The organism is Pedobacter sp. NJ-S-72 (assembly GCF_053890575.1).
Genome location: NZ_CM132681.1, coordinates 4,423,069 through 4,441,602, shown reverse-complemented (window position 1 = coordinate 4,441,602; position 18,534 = coordinate 4,423,069). Strand labels below are relative to the sequence as shown.

17 protein-coding genes and 4 pseudogenes are annotated in these 18,534 nt (G+C 38.7%); 13 read left to right on the top strand and 8 right to left on the bottom strand.

All coding sequences use genetic code 11. The annotated features are described in order from the left end of the window. Nucleotides 1–42 precede the first annotated feature (42 nt). On the top strand, nucleotides 43–423 hold the full coding sequence (locus tag ACWYN3_RS29365; RefSeq protein ID WP_456223192.1) for a glutamate ligase domain-containing protein: 381 nt from the start codon (nucleotides 43–45) through the stop codon (nucleotides 421–423). 239 nt (nucleotides 424–662) lie between these two features. On the opposite strand, the gene ACWYN3_RS29360 is transcribed toward ACWYN3_RS29365, so the two are convergent. From ACWYN3_RS29360 to ACWYN3_RS29350, 3 genes and pseudogenes are all read right to left on the bottom strand, one after another. After that, entirely contained in the window at nucleotides 663–1,109 is a 447-nt protein-coding gene (locus ACWYN3_RS29360) for a gliding motility lipoprotein GldH (protein WP_456217481.1), read from the bottom strand. Nucleotides 1,110–1,136: 27 nt separating this feature from the next. Beyond that, nucleotides 1,137–2,626 (bottom strand): annotated as a pseudogene (ricT, locus tag ACWYN3_RS29355) (regulatory iron-sulfur-containing complex subunit RicT). Nucleotides 2,627–2,628: 2 nt separating this feature from the next. Further along, nucleotides 2,629–3,717, bottom strand: coding sequence for a DNA polymerase III subunit (locus ACWYN3_RS29350; RefSeq protein ID WP_456217480.1), 1,089 nt, complete (start codon nucleotides 3,715–3,717; stop codon nucleotides 2,629–2,631). Between the two features lie 100 nt (nucleotides 3,718–3,817). Here ACWYN3_RS29350 and ruvX point away from each other — a divergent pair, with 100 nt between their 5' ends. The 9 genes and pseudogenes from ruvX (at nucleotide 3,818) to ACWYN3_RS29305 (ending at nucleotide 11,703) form a co-directional block, all read left to right on the top strand. Further along, on the top strand, nucleotides 3,818–4,234 hold the full coding sequence (ruvX, locus tag ACWYN3_RS29345) for a Holliday junction resolvase RuvX (RefSeq protein ID WP_456217479.1): 417 nt from the start codon (nucleotides 3,818–3,820) through the stop codon (nucleotides 4,232–4,234). 8 nt (nucleotides 4,235–4,242) lie between these two features. Further along, nucleotides 4,243–4,874, top strand: a pseudogene (locus ACWYN3_RS29340) (O-methyltransferase); the annotation flags it as partial. A gap of 7 nt (nucleotides 4,875–4,881) precedes the next feature. Next, on the top strand, nucleotides 4,882–5,592 hold the full coding sequence (locus ACWYN3_RS29335) for a glucosaminidase domain-containing protein (RefSeq protein ID WP_456217478.1): 711 nt from the start codon (nucleotides 4,882–4,884) through the stop codon (nucleotides 5,590–5,592). A gap of 184 nt (nucleotides 5,593–5,776) precedes the next feature. Beyond that, entirely contained in the window at nucleotides 5,777–6,433 is a 657-nt protein-coding gene (locus ACWYN3_RS29330) for a glucosaminidase domain-containing protein (protein WP_456217477.1), read from the top strand. Between the two features lie 49 nt (nucleotides 6,434–6,482). After that, nucleotides 6,483–7,229, top strand: coding sequence for a hypothetical protein (locus ACWYN3_RS29325; protein WP_456217476.1), 747 nt, complete (start codon nucleotides 6,483–6,485; stop codon nucleotides 7,227–7,229). 36 nt (nucleotides 7,230–7,265) lie between these two features. Next, a complete protein-coding gene (locus ACWYN3_RS29320; RefSeq protein WP_456217475.1) occupies nucleotides 7,266–7,556 on the top strand; it encodes a hypothetical protein in 291 nt (96 codons plus the stop codon). 211 nt (nucleotides 7,557–7,767) lie between these two features. After that, nucleotides 7,768–8,604, top strand: a complete 837-nt coding sequence (locus ACWYN3_RS29315) for a DUF3078 domain-containing protein (RefSeq protein WP_456217474.1) — start codon at nucleotides 7,768–7,770, stop codon at nucleotides 8,602–8,604. 104 nt (nucleotides 8,605–8,708) lie between these two features. Further along, nucleotides 8,709–10,047 (top strand): annotated as a pseudogene (gene ffh / locus ACWYN3_RS29310) (signal recognition particle protein). 119 nt (nucleotides 10,048–10,166) lie between these two features. Then, nucleotides 10,167–11,703: pseudogene (locus tag ACWYN3_RS29305) on the top strand (YifB family Mg chelatase-like AAA ATPase). 399 nt (nucleotides 11,704–12,102) lie between these two features. Here ACWYN3_RS29305 and ACWYN3_RS29300 read toward each other — a convergent pair. From ACWYN3_RS29300 to ACWYN3_RS29285, 4 genes are all read right to left on the bottom strand, one after another. Continuing rightward, a complete protein-coding gene (locus tag ACWYN3_RS29300; RefSeq protein ID WP_456217473.1) occupies nucleotides 12,103–12,426 on the bottom strand; it encodes a hypothetical protein in 324 nt (107 codons plus the stop codon). A gap of 932 nt (nucleotides 12,427–13,358) precedes the next feature. Next, the gene (locus tag ACWYN3_RS29295) at nucleotides 13,359–14,195 is read right to left on the bottom strand and encodes a M57 family metalloprotease (protein WP_456217472.1); all 837 of its coding nucleotides are present in this window, start codon (nucleotides 14,193–14,195) and stop codon (nucleotides 13,359–13,361) included. A gap of 208 nt (nucleotides 14,196–14,403) precedes the next feature. Beyond that, nucleotides 14,404–14,700: a M57 family metalloprotease gene (locus tag ACWYN3_RS29290; protein ID WP_456217471.1), complete on the bottom strand. Its 297-nt coding sequence runs from the start codon at nucleotides 14,698–14,700 to the stop codon at nucleotides 14,404–14,406. Next, nucleotides 14,697–15,203, bottom strand: coding sequence for a M57 family metalloprotease (locus tag ACWYN3_RS29285; protein WP_456217470.1), 507 nt, complete (start codon nucleotides 15,201–15,203; stop codon nucleotides 14,697–14,699). The genes ACWYN3_RS29290 and ACWYN3_RS29285 overlap by 4 nt, the downstream gene beginning before the upstream one ends. A gap of 617 nt (nucleotides 15,204–15,820) precedes the next feature. On the opposite strand from ACWYN3_RS29285, the gene ACWYN3_RS29280 reads away from it, so the two are divergent. From ACWYN3_RS29280 to ACWYN3_RS29270, 3 genes are read left to right on the top strand one after another with little or no spacing between them, the layout of a single operon-like run. After that, nucleotides 15,821–17,263, top strand: coding sequence for a S8 family serine peptidase (locus ACWYN3_RS29280; protein ID WP_456217469.1), 1,443 nt, complete (start codon nucleotides 15,821–15,823; stop codon nucleotides 17,261–17,263). After that, nucleotides 17,253–17,723, top strand: a complete 471-nt coding sequence (locus ACWYN3_RS29275; protein ID WP_456217468.1) for a hypothetical protein — start codon at nucleotides 17,253–17,255, stop codon at nucleotides 17,721–17,723. Before ACWYN3_RS29280 ends, ACWYN3_RS29275 begins: the two co-directional genes overlap by 11 nt. Next, entirely contained in the window at nucleotides 17,704–18,183 is a 480-nt protein-coding gene (locus ACWYN3_RS29270) for a T9SS type A sorting domain-containing protein (protein WP_456217467.1), read from the top strand. The genes ACWYN3_RS29275 and ACWYN3_RS29270 overlap by 20 nt, the downstream gene beginning before the upstream one ends. Before the next feature lie 50 nt (nucleotides 18,184–18,233). Here ACWYN3_RS29270 and ACWYN3_RS29265 read toward each other — a convergent pair whose 3' ends face one another. Next, nucleotides 18,234–18,506: a hypothetical protein gene (locus ACWYN3_RS29265; RefSeq protein ID WP_456217466.1), complete on the bottom strand. Its 273-nt coding sequence runs from the start codon at nucleotides 18,504–18,506 to the stop codon at nucleotides 18,234–18,236. Between the last annotated feature and the right edge of the window lie 28 nt (nucleotides 18,507–18,534).

The following is an 18,534-nucleotide window of genomic DNA, read 5'->3' as shown; positions in this document are numbered from 1 at the left end:
AAAGGCTTAACTGGGTACTTCCCAAACAATAACCGTTCACAATTGACTAAAACAGCTACTAATACTGTCATTTGCGATTTCTATAATGCTAATCCAAGCAGTATGGCCGCGGCATTGGGCAATATATCTATTTTGGAAGCCCAAAACAAAGTAGCCATTATCGGCGATATGTTTGAATTAGGTCCTGAAACAGAAAAAAAAACGCACCAGGAGATCGCTGCTCTGGCTGAAAAATCAGGATTAGACAAGCTCATTTTTATTGGCAAGCATTTTTATGCTTTCAAAGACCAGTTTCAAGGCTTATTCTTTAATACACCACAAGATACTGAGGTCTGGCTGAAAAACAATCCTATAACAGACAGCCTTGTCTTATTAAAAGGGTCAAGAGGGATGGCACTGGAACAGCTCTTACCTATCTTATAATCTTATTGCAATAGTACCTGACTATTTGGAGACGGGTAGTTGTCCTGTTGTCATTTAAGTTGGAAGGGGGTTGGTAGGGCGATTAGCCCTACCAACCCCCTTCCAACTTAAATGACTTACCCATGTTAAACATTTAGTGTTATGCCCTGTATGAGTTATACAGGTAAAATAAAAACCCAACAAAAAATCCGGCTGTTTGCACAACCGGATTCTTCAATAAATATAAGTACAACATGGCTTTATTTCTCCGGGATTCCCGAAACCATAATTCCCGCATCATCACTGATTTCCTTTAACGGATTATCACGCATATTTTGTTCAATTTCAATGTTATACTTTCCAGCAGCAGGGAAATTATAATTAGTTAACAAAGGAAGAACATAAGTATATAAGTTCCCTGATCCTTTACCTAACCATTGTCCATCCGGCTCTGCGAGCTTGTACTCGTATCGTCTTGTAACTTTAGGCAGACCAGGCCCGCTTAAGCTCATTAAAATATAAATATTAGAATACCTGTAATCTGCAGTATGCCTAAGCTTAAACCGAAGAGAAACAGGCTTTGCAGGGTCTTTAATCTCTGCAATGCCCTTAATCTTGTTTACATAGCTCCAGTTACGCTGAGGCAGTTCTTCGTTGGTATCAATCAGGTTATTTGTATTACATCCCAGTAATCCTGTCGCCAGCATACTGAAAAACAACAATACAAAAAAAAATTAATTCTCTTCATTCTTTGGCTTATCCGTTGGTTTGTTACGTCTGCGGTTATTCCTTGACCTGTTATTTCTGCTTGCAGAAGGGGTTTTAACAACCTCTCTATCTTCCGTTTTAACGGCTTCAGGGACTTTTTTCACCTCTTGATTTTTTCTGTTTTCAGCAGGTTTCTGATTAGGCTGAGCTGTTTTTTGAGCTGGCTGACCTGGTTTAACACCTGGCTGACCTGGTTTAACACCTGGTTGCCCTGGTTTTACAGCTCCCTGATTTGGCTTCACAGCAGGTTGCCCCGGTTTCACTGATGGTTGTCCGGGTTTAACATTGCGCTCAGGTCTGTTTGGCGCATTTGTTTTATTCCTGTTATTATTACTTCTTGCGTTTTTATTTTTTTCGGCTTATCATCCAGACGTGTCAAACTATCCTGGCCAACAACATTCTCATAATCAGGCGTTTTTTCAACAAAAACAGTTGTTGTCAATTCTACGGCTTCATCTTTTAAGTTCACCGGTTTCTGACCTTTTTTGTTCATAGCCATGATTTCTTTCACACGGTCTACTTTCAATGGGATCCAGTCTTTGATTTGGATAGCTAAACCACATTAATTTCTTGAAAATATCTGTTTTCTGATGACGAGCCGTACCAACCTCTGTCTGAAGGCTTTCTACACGATCCGGAATATCTTTTAAAGCATCAAGATAAGTATCCAGTTCGTAATTCAGACAGCATTTCAGCTTACCGCATTGTCCAGCAAGTTTAAGCGTGTTTAAAGAAAGATTCTGATATCTTGCTGCTGCTGTAGATACTGTTTTGAAATTAGTTAACCAGGTAGAGCAGCACAATTCGCGTCCGCAAGAACCTATTCCACCTAATCTTCCAGCTTCCTGACGCATTCCGATTTGCCTCATTTCAATCCTTATACGGAAAGTTTCAGCCATTTTCTTGATCAGCTCCCTGAAATCTACCCGCCCTTCGGCAGTATAGAAGAAAGTCGCTTTGGTTTTATCACCCTGGTAATCTACATCACTGATTTTCATCGAAAGACGCAGATCAAGAGCCAGCGTACGGGCCTTGTGCATGTTTCCCATTCCAGATCCTTAGCTAATTTCCATTTATCTACATCGGCCTCAGTAGCTTTTCTGTAAACTTTTCGGGTAACCTGATCCATTGGTGTTTTACGACGTTTCATCTGCATCCGAACCAATTCTCCGGTTAAAGAGACGTGGCCAATATCATATCCGCCAGTAGATCCCTCTACGGCAATCAGTTCCCCGATTTCCAGATAAATATTGTCGGTATTCAGATAAAATTCTTTTCTTGCACCTTTGAATTTAACCTCTATAACCTCGAAAGGTTTATAATTAGAAGGCATGTCCAAATTAGACAGCCAATCGTAAACTTCCATTTTCTGACAACCTCCAGTAAGGCATGAGCCATTACTTTTGCAGCCTGAGGGGGCGCAACCGCCACCTGTAGAACAACTTCCACATCCCATAACTAATTGTATATATGTTGAGTCCCTTTCGGGAGCGTTTTAAACTTGATAATTTTTACTAATTGTAAAGATACATCTAAAAATAGTATTTTCGGATTAGCGTTACGTTCTATATGATAATGTGCTTGCTCGAGTTCCGTAATAATAGCAGAAGCCATATTCAGGTCAAGCACGTGTTTACTTAATTTTTGTGCAGTATCGAGCGTTCTGGCTGGCAATTTCACTAAACTGTCTGCACCGCTCATCAGCAAACTGCACTCTCTTAAAAAGCTGATCCCGTATTTTAAAAAATTCTTTTGATTTTCTCTTCCCCAGCTTGCTGCCTGATCCACAAAGTTTACCAGGTCAAGCACCTTGTTCCCATATCCCATTCTTAACCACTCTGCAAAAACCTCTGCATTATCGTTATGTGATTGTGCTGCTTGTATTTTTGCTTCAATTAAATTACCATCTGCAAGGAAACTATAGGTCGAAGCCTGTTCTTCCGACAAATTATTATTGCTGATCAGGTAGTTTTCTATCGTTTGTGAAGGAAGCTTAGGAATTTTGACAATTTGTGTCCGAGACAATAAAGTAGAAAGGATATGCTCCTGATTATTGGCCACTAATAAGAATAATGTATTTGCGGGTGGCTCTTCAATAATTTTCAGCAATGAGTTTCCTTCTTTTTCCAGATATTCCGGCAGCCACATGATCAGAACCTTGGTTTCTGCCTCAAAAGCTTTATAGCTTAATTTCTTAATGATATCGTGGCATTCAGCGATATTGATATTAGCCTGTTTATTATCCGCACTTAGCTGCTGTCTCCAGATATCAAGATCAAAGTATGGATCTGCCAACAGCATTGTTCTCCATTCTTCGAGTACATCGACTGCAATTTTAACATCCTTCGAGGCAAAAAATGGATAAGAGAAATGCAGGTCAGGATGAATGTATCTTTCGTACTTTCGGCAAGACGAACAAGCGCCGCAACTATCTGTCTCAGATTTATCTAAGCAATTGATATACTGCGCATAGGCAATAGCTAAAGGTAAAGCACCTGTCCCTTCTGCAGAGAGAAATAACTGGGCATGACTAACCCCTGTTTTCAACAACTGTCTGTATCAGCTGACGCTTTATTTCCTCTTGTCCAACGATCTCTTTAAACTGCATTTGGTGCAAAATAGTAAATTTATAACAATCTTTGCAGCTATGCCCCGTATTATCGCATTTGATTATGGTACCAAACGTATCGGCATTGCCGTTACAGATCCACTGCAGATTATTGCTACAGGACTGGATACCATACACCCAAAAGATATTGTCGAATATTTGAAAAAATATTTGCTGACTGAACAGGTGGAAGCCTTTGTAATCGGCGAACCTAAACAAATGGATGGCACCCCTTCTGAGTCAGCACAGCATGTAAAAGGCTTTTCGACGATCCTGAAAAAGAACTTTCCGGACATTCCCCAGCATTGGATTGATGAACGTTTTACTTCTAAACTTGCGCATCAGACTATTATGCAAAGTGGTCTGAAAAAACAAGATCGCCGTAATAAAGAGCGGGTAGATACAATCGCTGCAACAATTATTTTACAATATTTCATGGAAGAACACCGTTTATAGAACATTACATGAGCCTGATTAAAGACGACTTACAACTTTTACTGCTGAATTTCTGCGAACCGGAATCCGAATTATTACAACGGATTGACCGGGAAACTAATCTCAAAGTTTTAATGCCAAGAATGCTTTCCGGCCATTATCAAGGACGTGTTTTAAGCATGTTAAGTAAGTTAATCACCCCTAAACGTATTCTTGAAATAGGCACTTTTACTGGTTATGCTACGCTATGCATGGCAGAAGGGCTGGCCGATGACGGTATCATTTATACTTTAGACAAAAATATGGAGCTGGAAGACCGTGTTCGTGGTTATTTCACTGCTTCCCCTTATAATTCACAAATAAAATATATCATGGGTGATGCCACCCAAACCATCAATGGATTAAATGAGACTTTTGATCTTGTTTTTATTGATGCGGATAAGAAAAACAATGGCACCTATTATGACCTCATCTTTGACAGGGTGAGGACTGGCGGCTAATCATTGTTGATAACGTACTGTGGAGTGGAAAAGTACTAACACTTCAACAGGACAGAGATACCATTAATATTAGTACTTTTAATGATAAAGTCGCTGGAGATGACAGGGTTGAGAAATTAATCTTACCCGTCAGGGATGGCTTGTTTATCATCAGAAAAAAAAAAAAATATGATAACAAAAAAACTAATGCTGATTTGGCTGGCACTAATTTTACTGGGCACTGCTGCCCAAAGCCAGACTGTAACTGATTACGTTGAAGAACATACAGATCATGCACAGGAACTAATGAGAGAATATGATGTACCGGCAAGCGTAATTTTAGCGGTCGCTATTCACGAATCTGCCGCTGGTAAAAGTAAAGTTGCCCGTCATTTAAATAATCATTTTGGCATCAAAGGGTCAAACAGCAGCACAACAATCAATTCTTCTTACCGTGATTTTGAAAGTGCAGATGAGTCTTATGACAATTTCGTAGAGGTTTTACAAAACAGATCTTCTTTCAGTAAATTATTTGACGAGTGCGATCAGTATGATTATGCAGCCTGGGCCAGAGGGATTCAGCGGGGTGGTTATGCCAGCAGCAGAACCTGGGCAAAACAGGTGATCGCAATTATCAATAAGTACGAATTGTACCAGTATGATGAAAGACCGGACGATTATGTTGAACCTGTAAAAGTTGCTCCTGTTAGTCTTAAAAAGATACATAGCCGTAGTTATAAGACTAAACATAATCGTGCTTCCGTTAAATTATATACTGTTAAAAAAGGGGACAACCTGAATAAAATTGCTGAATCACATGGCACCTCTTCGACCACGCTGATGCGTAAAAACGGATTGAAGAGGTCAGCGCTTAAACCAGGGCAAAAAATCAAGCTTTAATGAAACATACACTCTTCCTCTTCGCTATAGCGATCGTTTTTTTATCCTCGTGTAAGACGAGAAAGTATCACCGGAATAATGTGCAGATTGAAAAAGCTGCAAATAAAGCTAATCCGATCCGAATTTTACTGACTATAATACGTTAAGCTATATCGATGCTTTTAAAGGCGTAGCCATTGAGGAGATGAATACTTACGGGATTCCTGCAAGTATTACGCTGGCACAGGGCATTATAGAGTCAGGCAGCGGAAATAGCAGCCTGGCGAAATATGCGAATAACCATTTTGGGATCAAGTGTACAGCCGAGTGGAGAGGAAAGGCGTATTATAAAGATGACGACAAGAGTAATGATTGTTTCAGGGTCTATAAAGATGCAAGAGAATCTTATAAGGACCACTCCGAATTTTTAAAGAGGAAACGTTACAGTGCATTATTTGAACTGGATAAAAACGATTATCAGAACTGGGCAAAAGGTCTAAAGCAGGCCGGTTACGCGACAAATCCGCGGTATCCTGACATGCTGATCAGTACAATTGAAAAATACAATTTACATCAGTACGATCAGTCAGAATCTGAACCGGATAAGATTAAACGTGAAGACCGTGTTTTTACAGAGATCAATGCAAACATTCCTAAGGAGACCAAGAAATTCACCCCTGTAGAAACACCTGTTTCCAAACAGGTAATCAACACTACAGATCCTAATTATACAGTCCAGAAAGGTGATACACTTTATAATATTTCAAAAAGGTATAATATGACCGTAGATGAATTAAAGTCCCTCAACGGTCTTACAGACGAAGGAGTAAAAATCGGGCAGAAGCTGGTAGTAGTTAAATAATGTTAATATAAGAGATTTAGCTTAGTCTTATTTGTATTTTTGCTGCTCAATGAAACCTACTATTTTATTCCTTTTCTGTTGCTTTTTTTGTGGTGTTGCTATAGCTCAAAAGAAATCTGTCCAGGGATTTGTCATAGACAAAGTATCTAAACAGCGTTTGGCTACCGTGTATATCTATAATTCTCATATGGATGATGGGATCTATAACAACAGTAAAGGCGAGTTTACTGTTCCGGCAGCTGTTGGAGATACTTTATTTGCTGTACGTCAGGGTTATGGCCGGACGGTTGTTTATAAAGGGAATACAATCTTTTTCCAGTTAAAACCACTAGCCATTCAATTGAAAGAGGTTTCTATTATTGGTAGTTCTCTTTCCCCAAAACAGCGTTACGATCAGAGAACAAGAGAGTTTAAATATGCGACTGATCTGGGAAGCTCCAAAGATCTGCTTAATCTAAGCTCAAGGGGTGTTGGCTTAGGAATTGATGCGATTTATAACTTATTGAGCAGAAAAGGCAAAAACGCAAGGCATCTGCAGGCTATCCTGGAAAGAGATTATAAGGAAGAGATTATCGATTACAGATTTAGTCCAGCTTTTGTAGGACGTGTTTTAAGACTCAAGGATTTTGAATTGAAGGATTTTATGCAACAATACCGTCCTAGTTACGATTTTGTCCTGGCAGCTTCGGATTACGCCTTTATTGTCTTCCTGAGGAATAATTATGCTTCATATAAGCGTAATCCGAAGGCATTCCGCTTACAACCGCTTCCTGCTATTAAAATTGTACAGCCATGAGGTACTGGCCAGTGATATGGCGGGGACTTCCTGCTCATGCAATGGCTATTTTTCCATTTATGTTTTTTTTTTAAAGATCCTGATCAGAAAAACGATACTTTACTGATCAACCACGAGAAAATTCATTTTTACCAGCAGCTGGAACTCCTGATTCTTCCTTTTTATATTCTTTATGTGACTAATTACCTTGTTAACCTCATCAGATTCAGGAATCACAGCAAAGCTTATTTTAATATTAGTTTCGAAAAAGAGGCCTACGCTAACGATCAGAACATGAATTATCTGAAAAACAGGAGGCTGTATGCATGGTTTAAATATTTATACTAAATCCTAAGAACATTTTTCTTTTCTTTGTATTAATGAGAGGTATATACGCATGTTTACTATTTGTATTTGCAGTTTCAGCACAAGTAAGTGCACAAGAGATAGATACAGTTCCTATTACGATTAAGGATTTCGATCTTAAACTTAAGAAGAGTCCGATGCCTCACTAAAAGGTATTATCGTGTTTAAACCGGTGGAAATTAAACCGCTGATTGTGAGTTCCAAGGTTAACTACTGGAAAACTAAAACGGCGATCGGGATTAATGTCAATCAATCTTCATTCAGTAATAACTGGAGCGCTGGTGGTGTAAATTCACTGGCAGTTGGCGGATTGGTTAACTATAATGCTGAATATAAAAAAGATAGCTACAGCTATACTACTGTAGTTAATTTGCAATACGGAAAAATCAGAAACAAGGGACAGCTGCAAAAGAAAACGAATGACCGTATTTTCTGGGATAATTCAGGGGCATTTAAAGTCTCTAAAAACTGGAATTTATATACCTCAGTAACTTTTGAGTCCCAGTTTGACAGTGGATATTCTTATGCACCTGATGGTAACGGAGGAGAAAAACCAACAATCATCTCTAAATTCATGTCTCCAGGCTATTTAACAGAGTCTGTCGGTATGGAGTATAAGCCAAACAAGTATTTTTATACCAGGTTTGGTACAGGAGCGGCAAGACAAACTTTCGTTCTGGATAACGACGAACTTCTTGCAGCAGCGGCGGCGGCCGGAACACCAAGAAATGACAGTTATGGCGTACTCGCTGGTCACACCTTCAAAAATGACATCGCCTTTCAAATTGTAAGTAATTTCGAAAAAGATATTTTTCAGAATGTAAACCTGAAAAGCAGGTATGAGATATTTGTACCTTACAATAATTTTGAATTCATGAGACACAGACTGGATGTGACGATGACTGCAAAAGTCAACCGTTTTATGAATGTTTCTCTTACTGGCGTCGGATTGTATGACAAGACAACCAGCAATAAGATTCAGGGCAGTCAGTCATTAGCCATGGGCGTGATGTTTGTATTCCCGCGTTAAATACCTTTGCATCACATTTTAATGTTGATTGTTATTAAAAATGTTTGCAACTTTGTACCCTTCTACCATTACACATTAACTAATTGAATATCAATTAACAAAACATGTTTGAAAATTTACAGGATAAACTAGACCGGGCATTTAAAGTTCTAAAGGGTCAGGGAAGCATTTCAGAGATCAACGTGGCCGAGACCATGAAAGAAATTCGTAAAGCTTTACTGGATGCCGATGTAAATTTTAAAACTGCTAAAAGCTTCACTGACGAGGTTAAGGAAAAGGCTCTTGGCCTGAATGTACTTACTGCAGTTTCTCCGGGACAATTACTGACTAAAGTAATGAACGACGAGCTGACTGCGCTGATGGGCGGTGAGGTTAAAGAATTAGATTTAAAAGCGAATCCTACGATCATACTGATTGCTGGTCTGAACGGTGCGGGTAAAACTACCTTCTCCGGAAAACTTGCAAATTACCTGAAAAGTAAAGGTAAAAAACCTTTATTGGTAGCTGGTGACGTATATCGTCCTGCTGCGATCGATCAATTGCAGATATTGGGTGAACAAATTGGCGTTCCTGTTTATGCGAACAAAGATTCTAAAGACCCTGTAGCAAGCACTTGAAGGTATTGAACTTGGAAAGAAAGAACATCACAATGTGATTATTATTGATACAGCCGGTCGTTTAGCAATAGACGAGCAGATGATGAATGAGATCTCGGATGTAAAATTGCATACTAAACCGCATGAAATCCTGTTCGTAGTTGATGCCATGACCGGACAGGATGCGGTTAATACAGCTAAAGCATTCAATGACAGATTAGATTTTACAGGTGTTGTACTGACAAAACTTGATGGTGATACCCGCGGTGGTGCGGCTTTATCCATTAAGTCTGTGGTTAACAAACCGATCAAATTTGTAGGTACTGGTGAAAAAATGGAAGCACTTGATGTTTTCTATCCAGACAGAATGGCTTCCCGTATTTTGGGAATGGGTGACGTTGTTTCCCTTGTTGAGCGTGCTCAGGAGCAGTTTGATGAGAAAGAAGCAGCAGAACTTCAAAAGAAAATCCGTAAGAATAAATTTGACTTCAACGATTTCTACAACCAGATTCAGCAGATCAAGAAAATGGGTAACATGAAAGACCTGATGGGCATGATTCCAGGCGTGAGTAAAATGATGAAAAACGTGGAGATTGAAGACGATGCTTTCAAAAATGTGGAAGCGATTATTCAGTCCATGACGAAATATGAACGTGAAAATCCAGACAGCATTCAGCAAAGCAGACGTTTACGTATTGCTAAAGGTTCTGGAAATAAAATAGAAGAAGTAACCAAGCTGATTAAACAGTTTGAGGATATGCGTAAGGTGATGAAACAATTTTCTAATCCTGCAGCCGCAGCTAAAATGATGCGCGGTATGCCTAAAATGCCACAGGGAAGAATGTAACAACATCTTTTCTGATCTTTAAAAAACCGGGCTCTCAATCCGGTTTTTTTTATGCCTTATTTTTTTAACCTATAAGGTTTAATATGGGATTAAATTTACGTGCTAATTCGTAAATCATTATGCTCATTAAAACTTACGGCAGCGCAGTCTTTGGTGTAAATGCTAACCATCACCATTGAAGTCAGTATTAGCAGCGGAAATAAATATCATATTGTCGGATTACCTGATAATGCAATTAAGGAGAGTCTAAAAAGAATAGAAAGCGCTATTCAGTCTTCGGGTCTAAAGATGCCAAGGCAAAAGATCGTCGTTAATTTGTCACCTGCAGATATCCGGAAAGAGGGTACCTCTTATGATTTGCCTATTGCTGTCGGAATTTTAGCTGCTTCAGGGCAATTGTTGAGCGAAAGAGTACAAGACTTTATCATTGCTGGAGAACTCTCTCTGGATGGGGGGATACGGCCTGTAAAAGGAGCATTACCTATTTCCATACAGGCAAAAAAAGCGGGGTTTAAAGGGTTTATTTTACCAGCTGACAATTCCAGGGAAGCTGCTGTTGTGGATGACCTCCCGGTTTATGGCATGCACCACCTTACAGATTTGGTCGCTTTTTTCAATGAAAAAGCATTCTTTGCACCTGTTATGGTGAATACAAAGGAAGAGTTTTTTAAAAAATTTAGTTTATATGATCATGATTTTTCTGACGTCAAAGGTCAGGAAAGTATTAAACGAGCGTTAGAAATTGCTGCCGCCGGTGGCCATAATGTGATTCTGATCGGACCGCCTGGAGCAGGAAAAACAATGCTTGCTAAGCGTCTGCCTACTATTTTACCCCCTTTGAATTTAGAGGAAGCGCTCGAAACAACTAAAATTCATTCTGTTGCAGGGAAACTAAATGCAGCATCATCATTAATGACTGAAAGACCTTTTCGCAGCCCTCATCATAGTATTTCTGATATCGCACTGGTTGGCGGAGGCAGCAACCCACAGCCGGGAGAGATATCCTTCGCACATAATGGGGTTTTGTTCCTTGACGAACTGCCAGAATTTAAAAGATCTGTACTGGAAGTTATGAGACAGCCACTTGAAGACCGTAAAGTAACCATATCAAGGTCACGCTTAAGTGTTGAATATCCAGCGAGTTTCATGCTTATTGCTTCTATGAACCCTTGTCCGTGCGGGTTTTATAATCACCCGGAAAAGGAATGTGTTTGCGGTGCGGGTGTTGTACAGAAATACCTGAGCAAAATTTCTGGTCCGCTAATGGACAGAATTGATTTACATGTAGAGGTAACCCCGGTAAATTTTAATGAATTATCGTCTTTGGAAGAAACGGAGAAAAGTAGCGCCATCAGGGCACGCGTTATTAAAGCCCGGGAGATTCAGGATCTCCGGTTTGCCGGAAATAATACACTGCATTACAATGCCCAGATGAGCCCAAACATGGTACGAAATATTTGTGTAATCGATGATGCTGGAAGAACCTTGATTAAAAGGGCGATGGAGAAGCTCGGGTTGTCTGCAAGGGCATACGATAGAATTCTAAAGGTTTCCAGAACGATTGCAGATCTCTCTGAAAGTGAAACCATCTGCCTCGAACATCTCGCTGAAGCCATACACTACCGCAGCCTGGATCGTGACAGCTGGTCTCATTAAATCTGTGTGTTCCTTATGCCTTATGCGTCGCTTTTATAGCTACCCTGCATTCGGTCTGAATTTAAAGGATCAGGCTTTTGATGTTTCGGTTTTCGTATATAATTTGCAAAAACAAAAATTAAAAAGCCAAAAAGCCAGGCCGAAAACAGCACGCTAAAGAAAATCATTCTGATAGATGAATGAAAGTAGCCTGGCTGATAAAATAACCTGTTTAATGTGTTAATCTTTTCAATCAATGCATTTCGATCAAAGCTATTTCTGATTTCGTTTAGAGCCTCCTGATTTTTATCCCGAAAATGAAAGGCATCTTCGGTCAAGGCTGCTGGCTTAATTGAAGATTCTATATTGTATTTTTTTAATAACGTATCAAGCTTTTTAAAGGAGTAAAGCAAAGAATCCTTATTTAATTTGTAAAGTAGCCGGTATCGATCTATAGCATTTTGCCGCTGTTGTTTTTTTTATAGGTAAATCGTTAATTGGACTAATCAAAGTATTGTTTTCGAGAAAAATACAAATGTCATTATCATATTTTGGGTTAACTTCAAGACCTTTAAATATAATTTCGGTGCTGTCTTTTCGCGTATTTTTTGAAATGATTCTCTTCTGTAATTCTTCCTTATCAAACCCGAATAAGTCATAAACAGAGTTGGAGGCACTTTTAAACTTTTCATAACCTGATGTGAGCATTTTTAAGGTATCAATGCTATAATATTTAGATTCCAAACTAAATAATTCTTTATTTGTTAAATCGTAAAAAATAGTGTCCTTTACTTCGATAACAGGATATGGCTTGGGATATAAAATATTTTTTACAGTAAATAACTTCTCCGAATTGTACGACGTGTAGCTGTATAAAAAAGGATTTAAAACATTTAACAACGTTTTATCAGCATTGAAGTTTTTTTTCAGACAATTCATTCTTAAGTTTAGCATTCAATCCGAAACTATAACTCATAAAAAAGCTCAATGATAAAAAAAAAAACTATTAAAAGCAGAATAGCCCCAATTTCAATCAGATTTTAACATTGTACCGTTCCCTGGAATGATTCCGTATCAGGAAAATAAGAATCGTCAATAAAAATAAGCCTGTTATGAAGATGTGAGAAATAGACACGTCGTCGTAAAACTTGAAACGATAAAACTCTGTATAAATATTGATGTTTTTTTTATGCCTCTAAACTTAAAATAACCATATATAAAGTAAGCTAAGTGTATTAGCGCAAGTACAAAAACAGATTTTACGAGAAACTTTTTTAAATTATAAGTCATAATGCTTGGTGCTTATTGTTGTGCCTAACGCTTTCTGCTTGATGATGTGCCGGGACTTTTGCTCCAAAACTTGATCTGAAACACGAGTGCCCCTTCTTTTTGAGTAGATACTGTTATGTTCAGCGCTTAGTTCGTGTCGCTTTATAGTAAAGTTGTCCGATTTGTAATTTTAATTTATGCTAAAATAGTTTTTTTATTTCGTTAACGCTTAAGATTATGACCCAGATTGTTGATGCAAGAAAAACCCAAAACAATGGAACATTTAGCCGAAGCAATACATTACCGCAGCCTCCACCGGAATAACCGGGCAGGTTAAAATTGATAAAAGCCCGGCAAGTTAATGCCGGGCCTAAGACCATGACTTATAAATATCTATGGTTTAATGATTATTTATATAAATAGTTTAGTGCAATTTTATCATTGGCATTAAATGTTCTATCAGATCCGTTTGAACAAGCCAACATAAATGAAGCTGCATCTGGTCCTGATGGAGTACCTGGAATCCTTACTGCGCCAATATCACTTTTACCTTCATTATCATAAGCACCACCACAGCTATAAGCTCTGTTGGCATAATCAGTATGACGGAAACCAATACAATGTCCAACTTCATGTTGTAAAACAGAAGTCAGGTATCCCAGATTAGGATTAGCACCATAAGCATCAACATTGGTATTCATTTGAATCTCATTGTAAGGATCTCCTCCAGAAGGGAAACCTGATGAGCCTAAAGTAATATAGCCATCTGGTCCTACGCCTTCATCAAAGCCAACCACATCAATATCACCAGTAGTTCCTGCTGCCGCTCTCTGAAAAGTAAAGCGCAGGCCCAAATTATTATACCTGGTAATCATTGCGTTAACAGCATTACTGTAGACTGTAGGAAGATTAGATACAGAAATTGTAATCACTCTTGGTAAAGCACTAACCAGATTTGTTGTCCGGTACTGCTCTGTTTCAGCGATACTTAAATGACTGGTTACAGCTGTTTCTCCGAGATTTTTATCCGTCAAAAGAATATCGCCTTCTACAAGGTATCCTCCTTTTACTTTTCGGGCGTTCTCAGTGCTAAAGCCCAGTTTACTGATTTGAGATTTTGTGCTTGCAGAAATTTGATCCTGTTTCGCTGTCGAAGAAGTTGGTGCATCTTTTTTTTGACATCCAAAGATGCTTAGGGTCATTGCACCTACAAGTGCAAATGACAATAAATTCAGTTTTTTCATTAAGTTAATTTTAGGTAGATGATTAATAAGTCATAGGTAAGCTAAAATTATACACTATTTTAGATTAAAACAAATTTTAAACACCTTAATTAACTGAATATCAGCGAATAACTATTTAATTACAGAAAATATTAAACGCACCAAACCCGGCAATAAATATTGCCGGGCTTAAAGCCTTTAATCCACAAAAAATCTAAGGGTTAGGTTTTTATTTGTATAAATAGTTAATTGCTTTTACATCATTAGCATTGAAGGTTCTGTCGCCGCCGTTAGAGCAAGCTAACATGAATGATGCTGCATCTGGTGCAGAAGGCGTACCTGGGATCAGGATTGCACCAACATTACTTTGACCTTCATTTCCTGCTCCTGAAGCTCCACAGCTATAAGCTCTGTTAGAATAATCAGTATGACGGAAACCAATGCAATGTCCAATTTCATGTTGTAAAACTGAAGTAAGATATAAAAGGTTAGGGTTAGCACCGTAAGCCGCAGCATTAGTATTCATTTTAACCTGGCTGTATGCATTACCAAAGCAGTTGGGAAACCAGAAGAACCTAAAGTGATGAAACCACCTGAAGGACCTTCATTAAATCCTACTACGTCAATTTGACCAGTAGTTCCTGCAGCTGCACGTTGGAATGTAAAACGTAAGCCTAAGTTATTGTATCTTGTAATCATTCCATTAACAGCATTTGAATAAACTGTTGGCAAGTTTGTTACAGAGATAGTAATTACTCTTGGTAAAGCTTTTACAAGATTGGTTGTCCTGTATTGCTCAGTTTCAGCAACACTTAAGTGTTGAGTTTCTGCTTTTTCAGTAAGATTCGCTTCACTTAAAAGGATATCACCTTCAACAAGGTAACCGCCATCTACTTTTCTTGCATTTTCAGTACTGAAACCAAGATTTGAGATCTGAGTTTTAGTAGTTGCTGAAATTTCATCTTGTTTTGTGTCAGCTGTAGTAGCAGCGTCTTTTTTCTGGCATCCGAAAACGCACAGTGCAAGCATGCCGGCAACGGCAAGCGAGAATAAGTTAAATTAAATTTTTTCATTAAGTTAGTTTTTTAGGTAGAATGTTTGTGAACTAATAGGTTAATCTAAAATTATATATAATTTTAACCATAAACAAATTTTTAATTTCAAATTATTGTGAATTTCAAAATAAAATATGCTTTAATTATAATTTGTCTTTGCAACACAGCTGCAAAAGCACAAAACTTATCGGTTGCAGAAAAAAAAGATATTTTCCACAAATACAGCTCTACTGTGGTAAATTCCAAGATAAACGGTGGAAATCTCTTGCTTGTGGAGTTGTCGCGCCCCTTAACATCCGCTGAAATTCAGGAACTAAAACCTTTACGTAGCCTCTCTTCGAATCACCTGATTATTTCGGAAAAGATGGCTGCAAAATTCAGTTCTTTAATTATTTCTCAGTCAAAAGCCAACTCTTTATGGAAGGCGAGCGATAAATTAAGCCGGCTATACGAGCAATATATAACTCAAAATAAACAATTTACAATAAGGATTGCGATAATCCACAAACACCAGCTGTACCTGAATCCCTCAGGGCCTTAAAATCTTATACCCTAGATCAGAACAATCATATTGTTACGGCCAGCATCCAAATGAGCGAACTGATGCCAATTTTACAATTGAACGAAGTCATCTTTGCGGATATTATTCAGGTTGCTAAAGACGAAGCCCTGATTAAAGACCTGGATCTTTCCGTTAATGAGATCGCTGCGGTACAGCTGCGTTATCCGGATATCACTGGAAAAGGGATTACATTATCTGTGAAAGAGCAGATGTTTGATAAGACTGATATAGATCTGATTGGAAATATTGTCGCTTCTCCATCTAATGCCCCTGTTGTGGATGACCATGCAACCAATATGTCTACACTTGCGGTCGGCAGAGGTAATTCTTATATACTGGGCCGGGGAGCAGCTCCATTGGCCTCTTTAACCGCGTCAGATTACAGAAAGAATAATGATGACCTGATGCCTGATGACATTAAAGAGCTGAATCAATATAAGGTGAGTGTACAAAATCACTCTTATGGTCTGGGTGTAGATAATTTTTACGGTATGCAGGCAGCCGCATATGATAAACAGGTATTTGAATCTGATACGATTATCCATGTTTTTTCAGCAGGGAATTCTGGTTTAATTACACCAGCAGACGGAATCTATAAAAACATCCCGTTTATGGCAAACATAACAGGAAACTTTAAAACTGCAAAAAATGTTATCGTTGTGGGTGGGATCGGTCTCGAAGATATTCCAGAGCCACGCAGCAGCAGAGGCCCTGCCTACGACGGAAGGGTCAAACCAGAAATAGTTGCTTTAGGCCAGGATGGAACATCGGGCGCCGCCGCATTAACATCTGGTACTGTAGCTATTTTTCAGCAAAAATATAAGAGCCTTTTTGGGAAACAACCAACTCAGGCCATTGTAAAGAGTGTTTTTGTGAATTCTGCTGATGATATAGGCGCCCCACAGGTCGATTATGTCACCGGATTTGGAAAATTAAATGCCTTACAAGCCATACAAACCATCGTAGAAAACAGGTTCAAAACAGGAACGGTTAACGATCAGCAGGATTATACTTTTCAATTACAGGTGCCGGCAAACCAGCAGGAGCTTAAAGTTACTCTGGCATGGATTGATCCGCCGGCAGCGATTAATAATGTACAGGGTATAGTTAACCATCTCGACTTATCAATGGAAACGCCTGCGAGCCCCGTTATTTTACCATGGATACTGAATACCTACCCTAGTGCAGACTCTTTATCATTACCTGCTAAAAGGGGAATAGACAATATTAACACCGTACAACAAGTTAGTTTAACCAATGCTCCTGCAGGAAATTATACCGTACATGTAAAAGGCAGAACGGTTACACAAGGCAAACAGGATTTCAGCATCGCCTATCAACTTAAAGCTACTGGCAGTTTCGACTGGACCTTTCCTTTAAAAGACGCAGCAGTTTTCGCCGCTCAGGACAATTATGTAAGATGGAGCAGTACTTTTATCAGGTCAGACAGGAAAACTCTCTGTGAGCTATGATAATGGCACTAACTGGACTATTTTGAGCAGTAATATTAATTTCAGCTCTCCTTTCTTTAAATGGACTGTTCCAAATTTATTTACCCGGGCACTATTGAAGATGGAAACTGGCGGAAAAGAGTTTATTACTGAATCTTTCATAGTCTCGCCGCCTGAAGATATCAAGGTCGGGTATAATTGTGCGGAAAAGGTTTTGTTTCACTGGTCTCCGCAGCCATCAGCTACAGGTTATACCCTTTACAATTTAAAGGATAATGTTTTAAAAAGCATCAGACAGCTTACAGATACCGTGGTCATTATAGACAAGTCAGAAATGGCGACCCCATATTTTACCGTATCAGCAAATGGCGCAGATTTCAGCGGGATAAAAAGTGAAACAAAAAACTACACGACACAGGGTGTAGTATGTTATGTAAGAACTTTCCAGGCTAATATTGTAGATGATGCAGGTAAGCTTTGATTTGGTAATCGGTACAACTTATAACCTGAAACGTATTATTTGGGAGAAGCAAACTTCTCCTGGGGTATTTGCACAAATGGCAGAAACCGCTGTTACCTCCGGCTTATTGAGTTATAGCCAGACAGATAAAAACCTTGTTCGTGGAATACAGTTCTATAGAGTGACTTTGGAAACGAATGATGGGATTAAGATCCCTTCTGATATTTTACCGCTTAACTTTCTGAAAGAAAATGATTTTGTAACTTATCCTAACCCTGTAACAGACATATTATCAGTACTTAGCGGAGACTTTGAGCCTTATACACTTTCTCTTTATAACCTATCCGGACAAAAGATTTATTTGAAAGAAGCGAATGGATTGTATCAGTTTGATCTGTCTGCTTTATCTACAGGCTTATATATCGGTACAATTACCAGAAATGGCAATACCCTTAAAAAGATTAAAATTATCAAAAGATAAGCTCCTTTAAAAAGGGCTTATCTTTTATAGGCTGTTTAAAATAAGATTATTTATTGTTCTTCAGTTTCTTCTTCCTGATCAGCATCTTCTTCCTCTTCTTCAGGCACATAAGCGATAATCTCTTTGCCTATAGCATTAACCTCTTCATCTTCTCCAAACAGAGGTAATGCGGTTTCAGGGTCCAGTGTCAGCCAGGTTGATCCTGTGTCTTTAAGTATATGACGGTATTCCTTTCCATCTTTAAAAACAACATAAGTATCATTTCCTTCAGGAAAGATAGCATAGTCAGTTTCTCCTATAGTAATATCAAATGGTTCTTGCATGATTATTTTCTTAAAAACACCCTTTAAG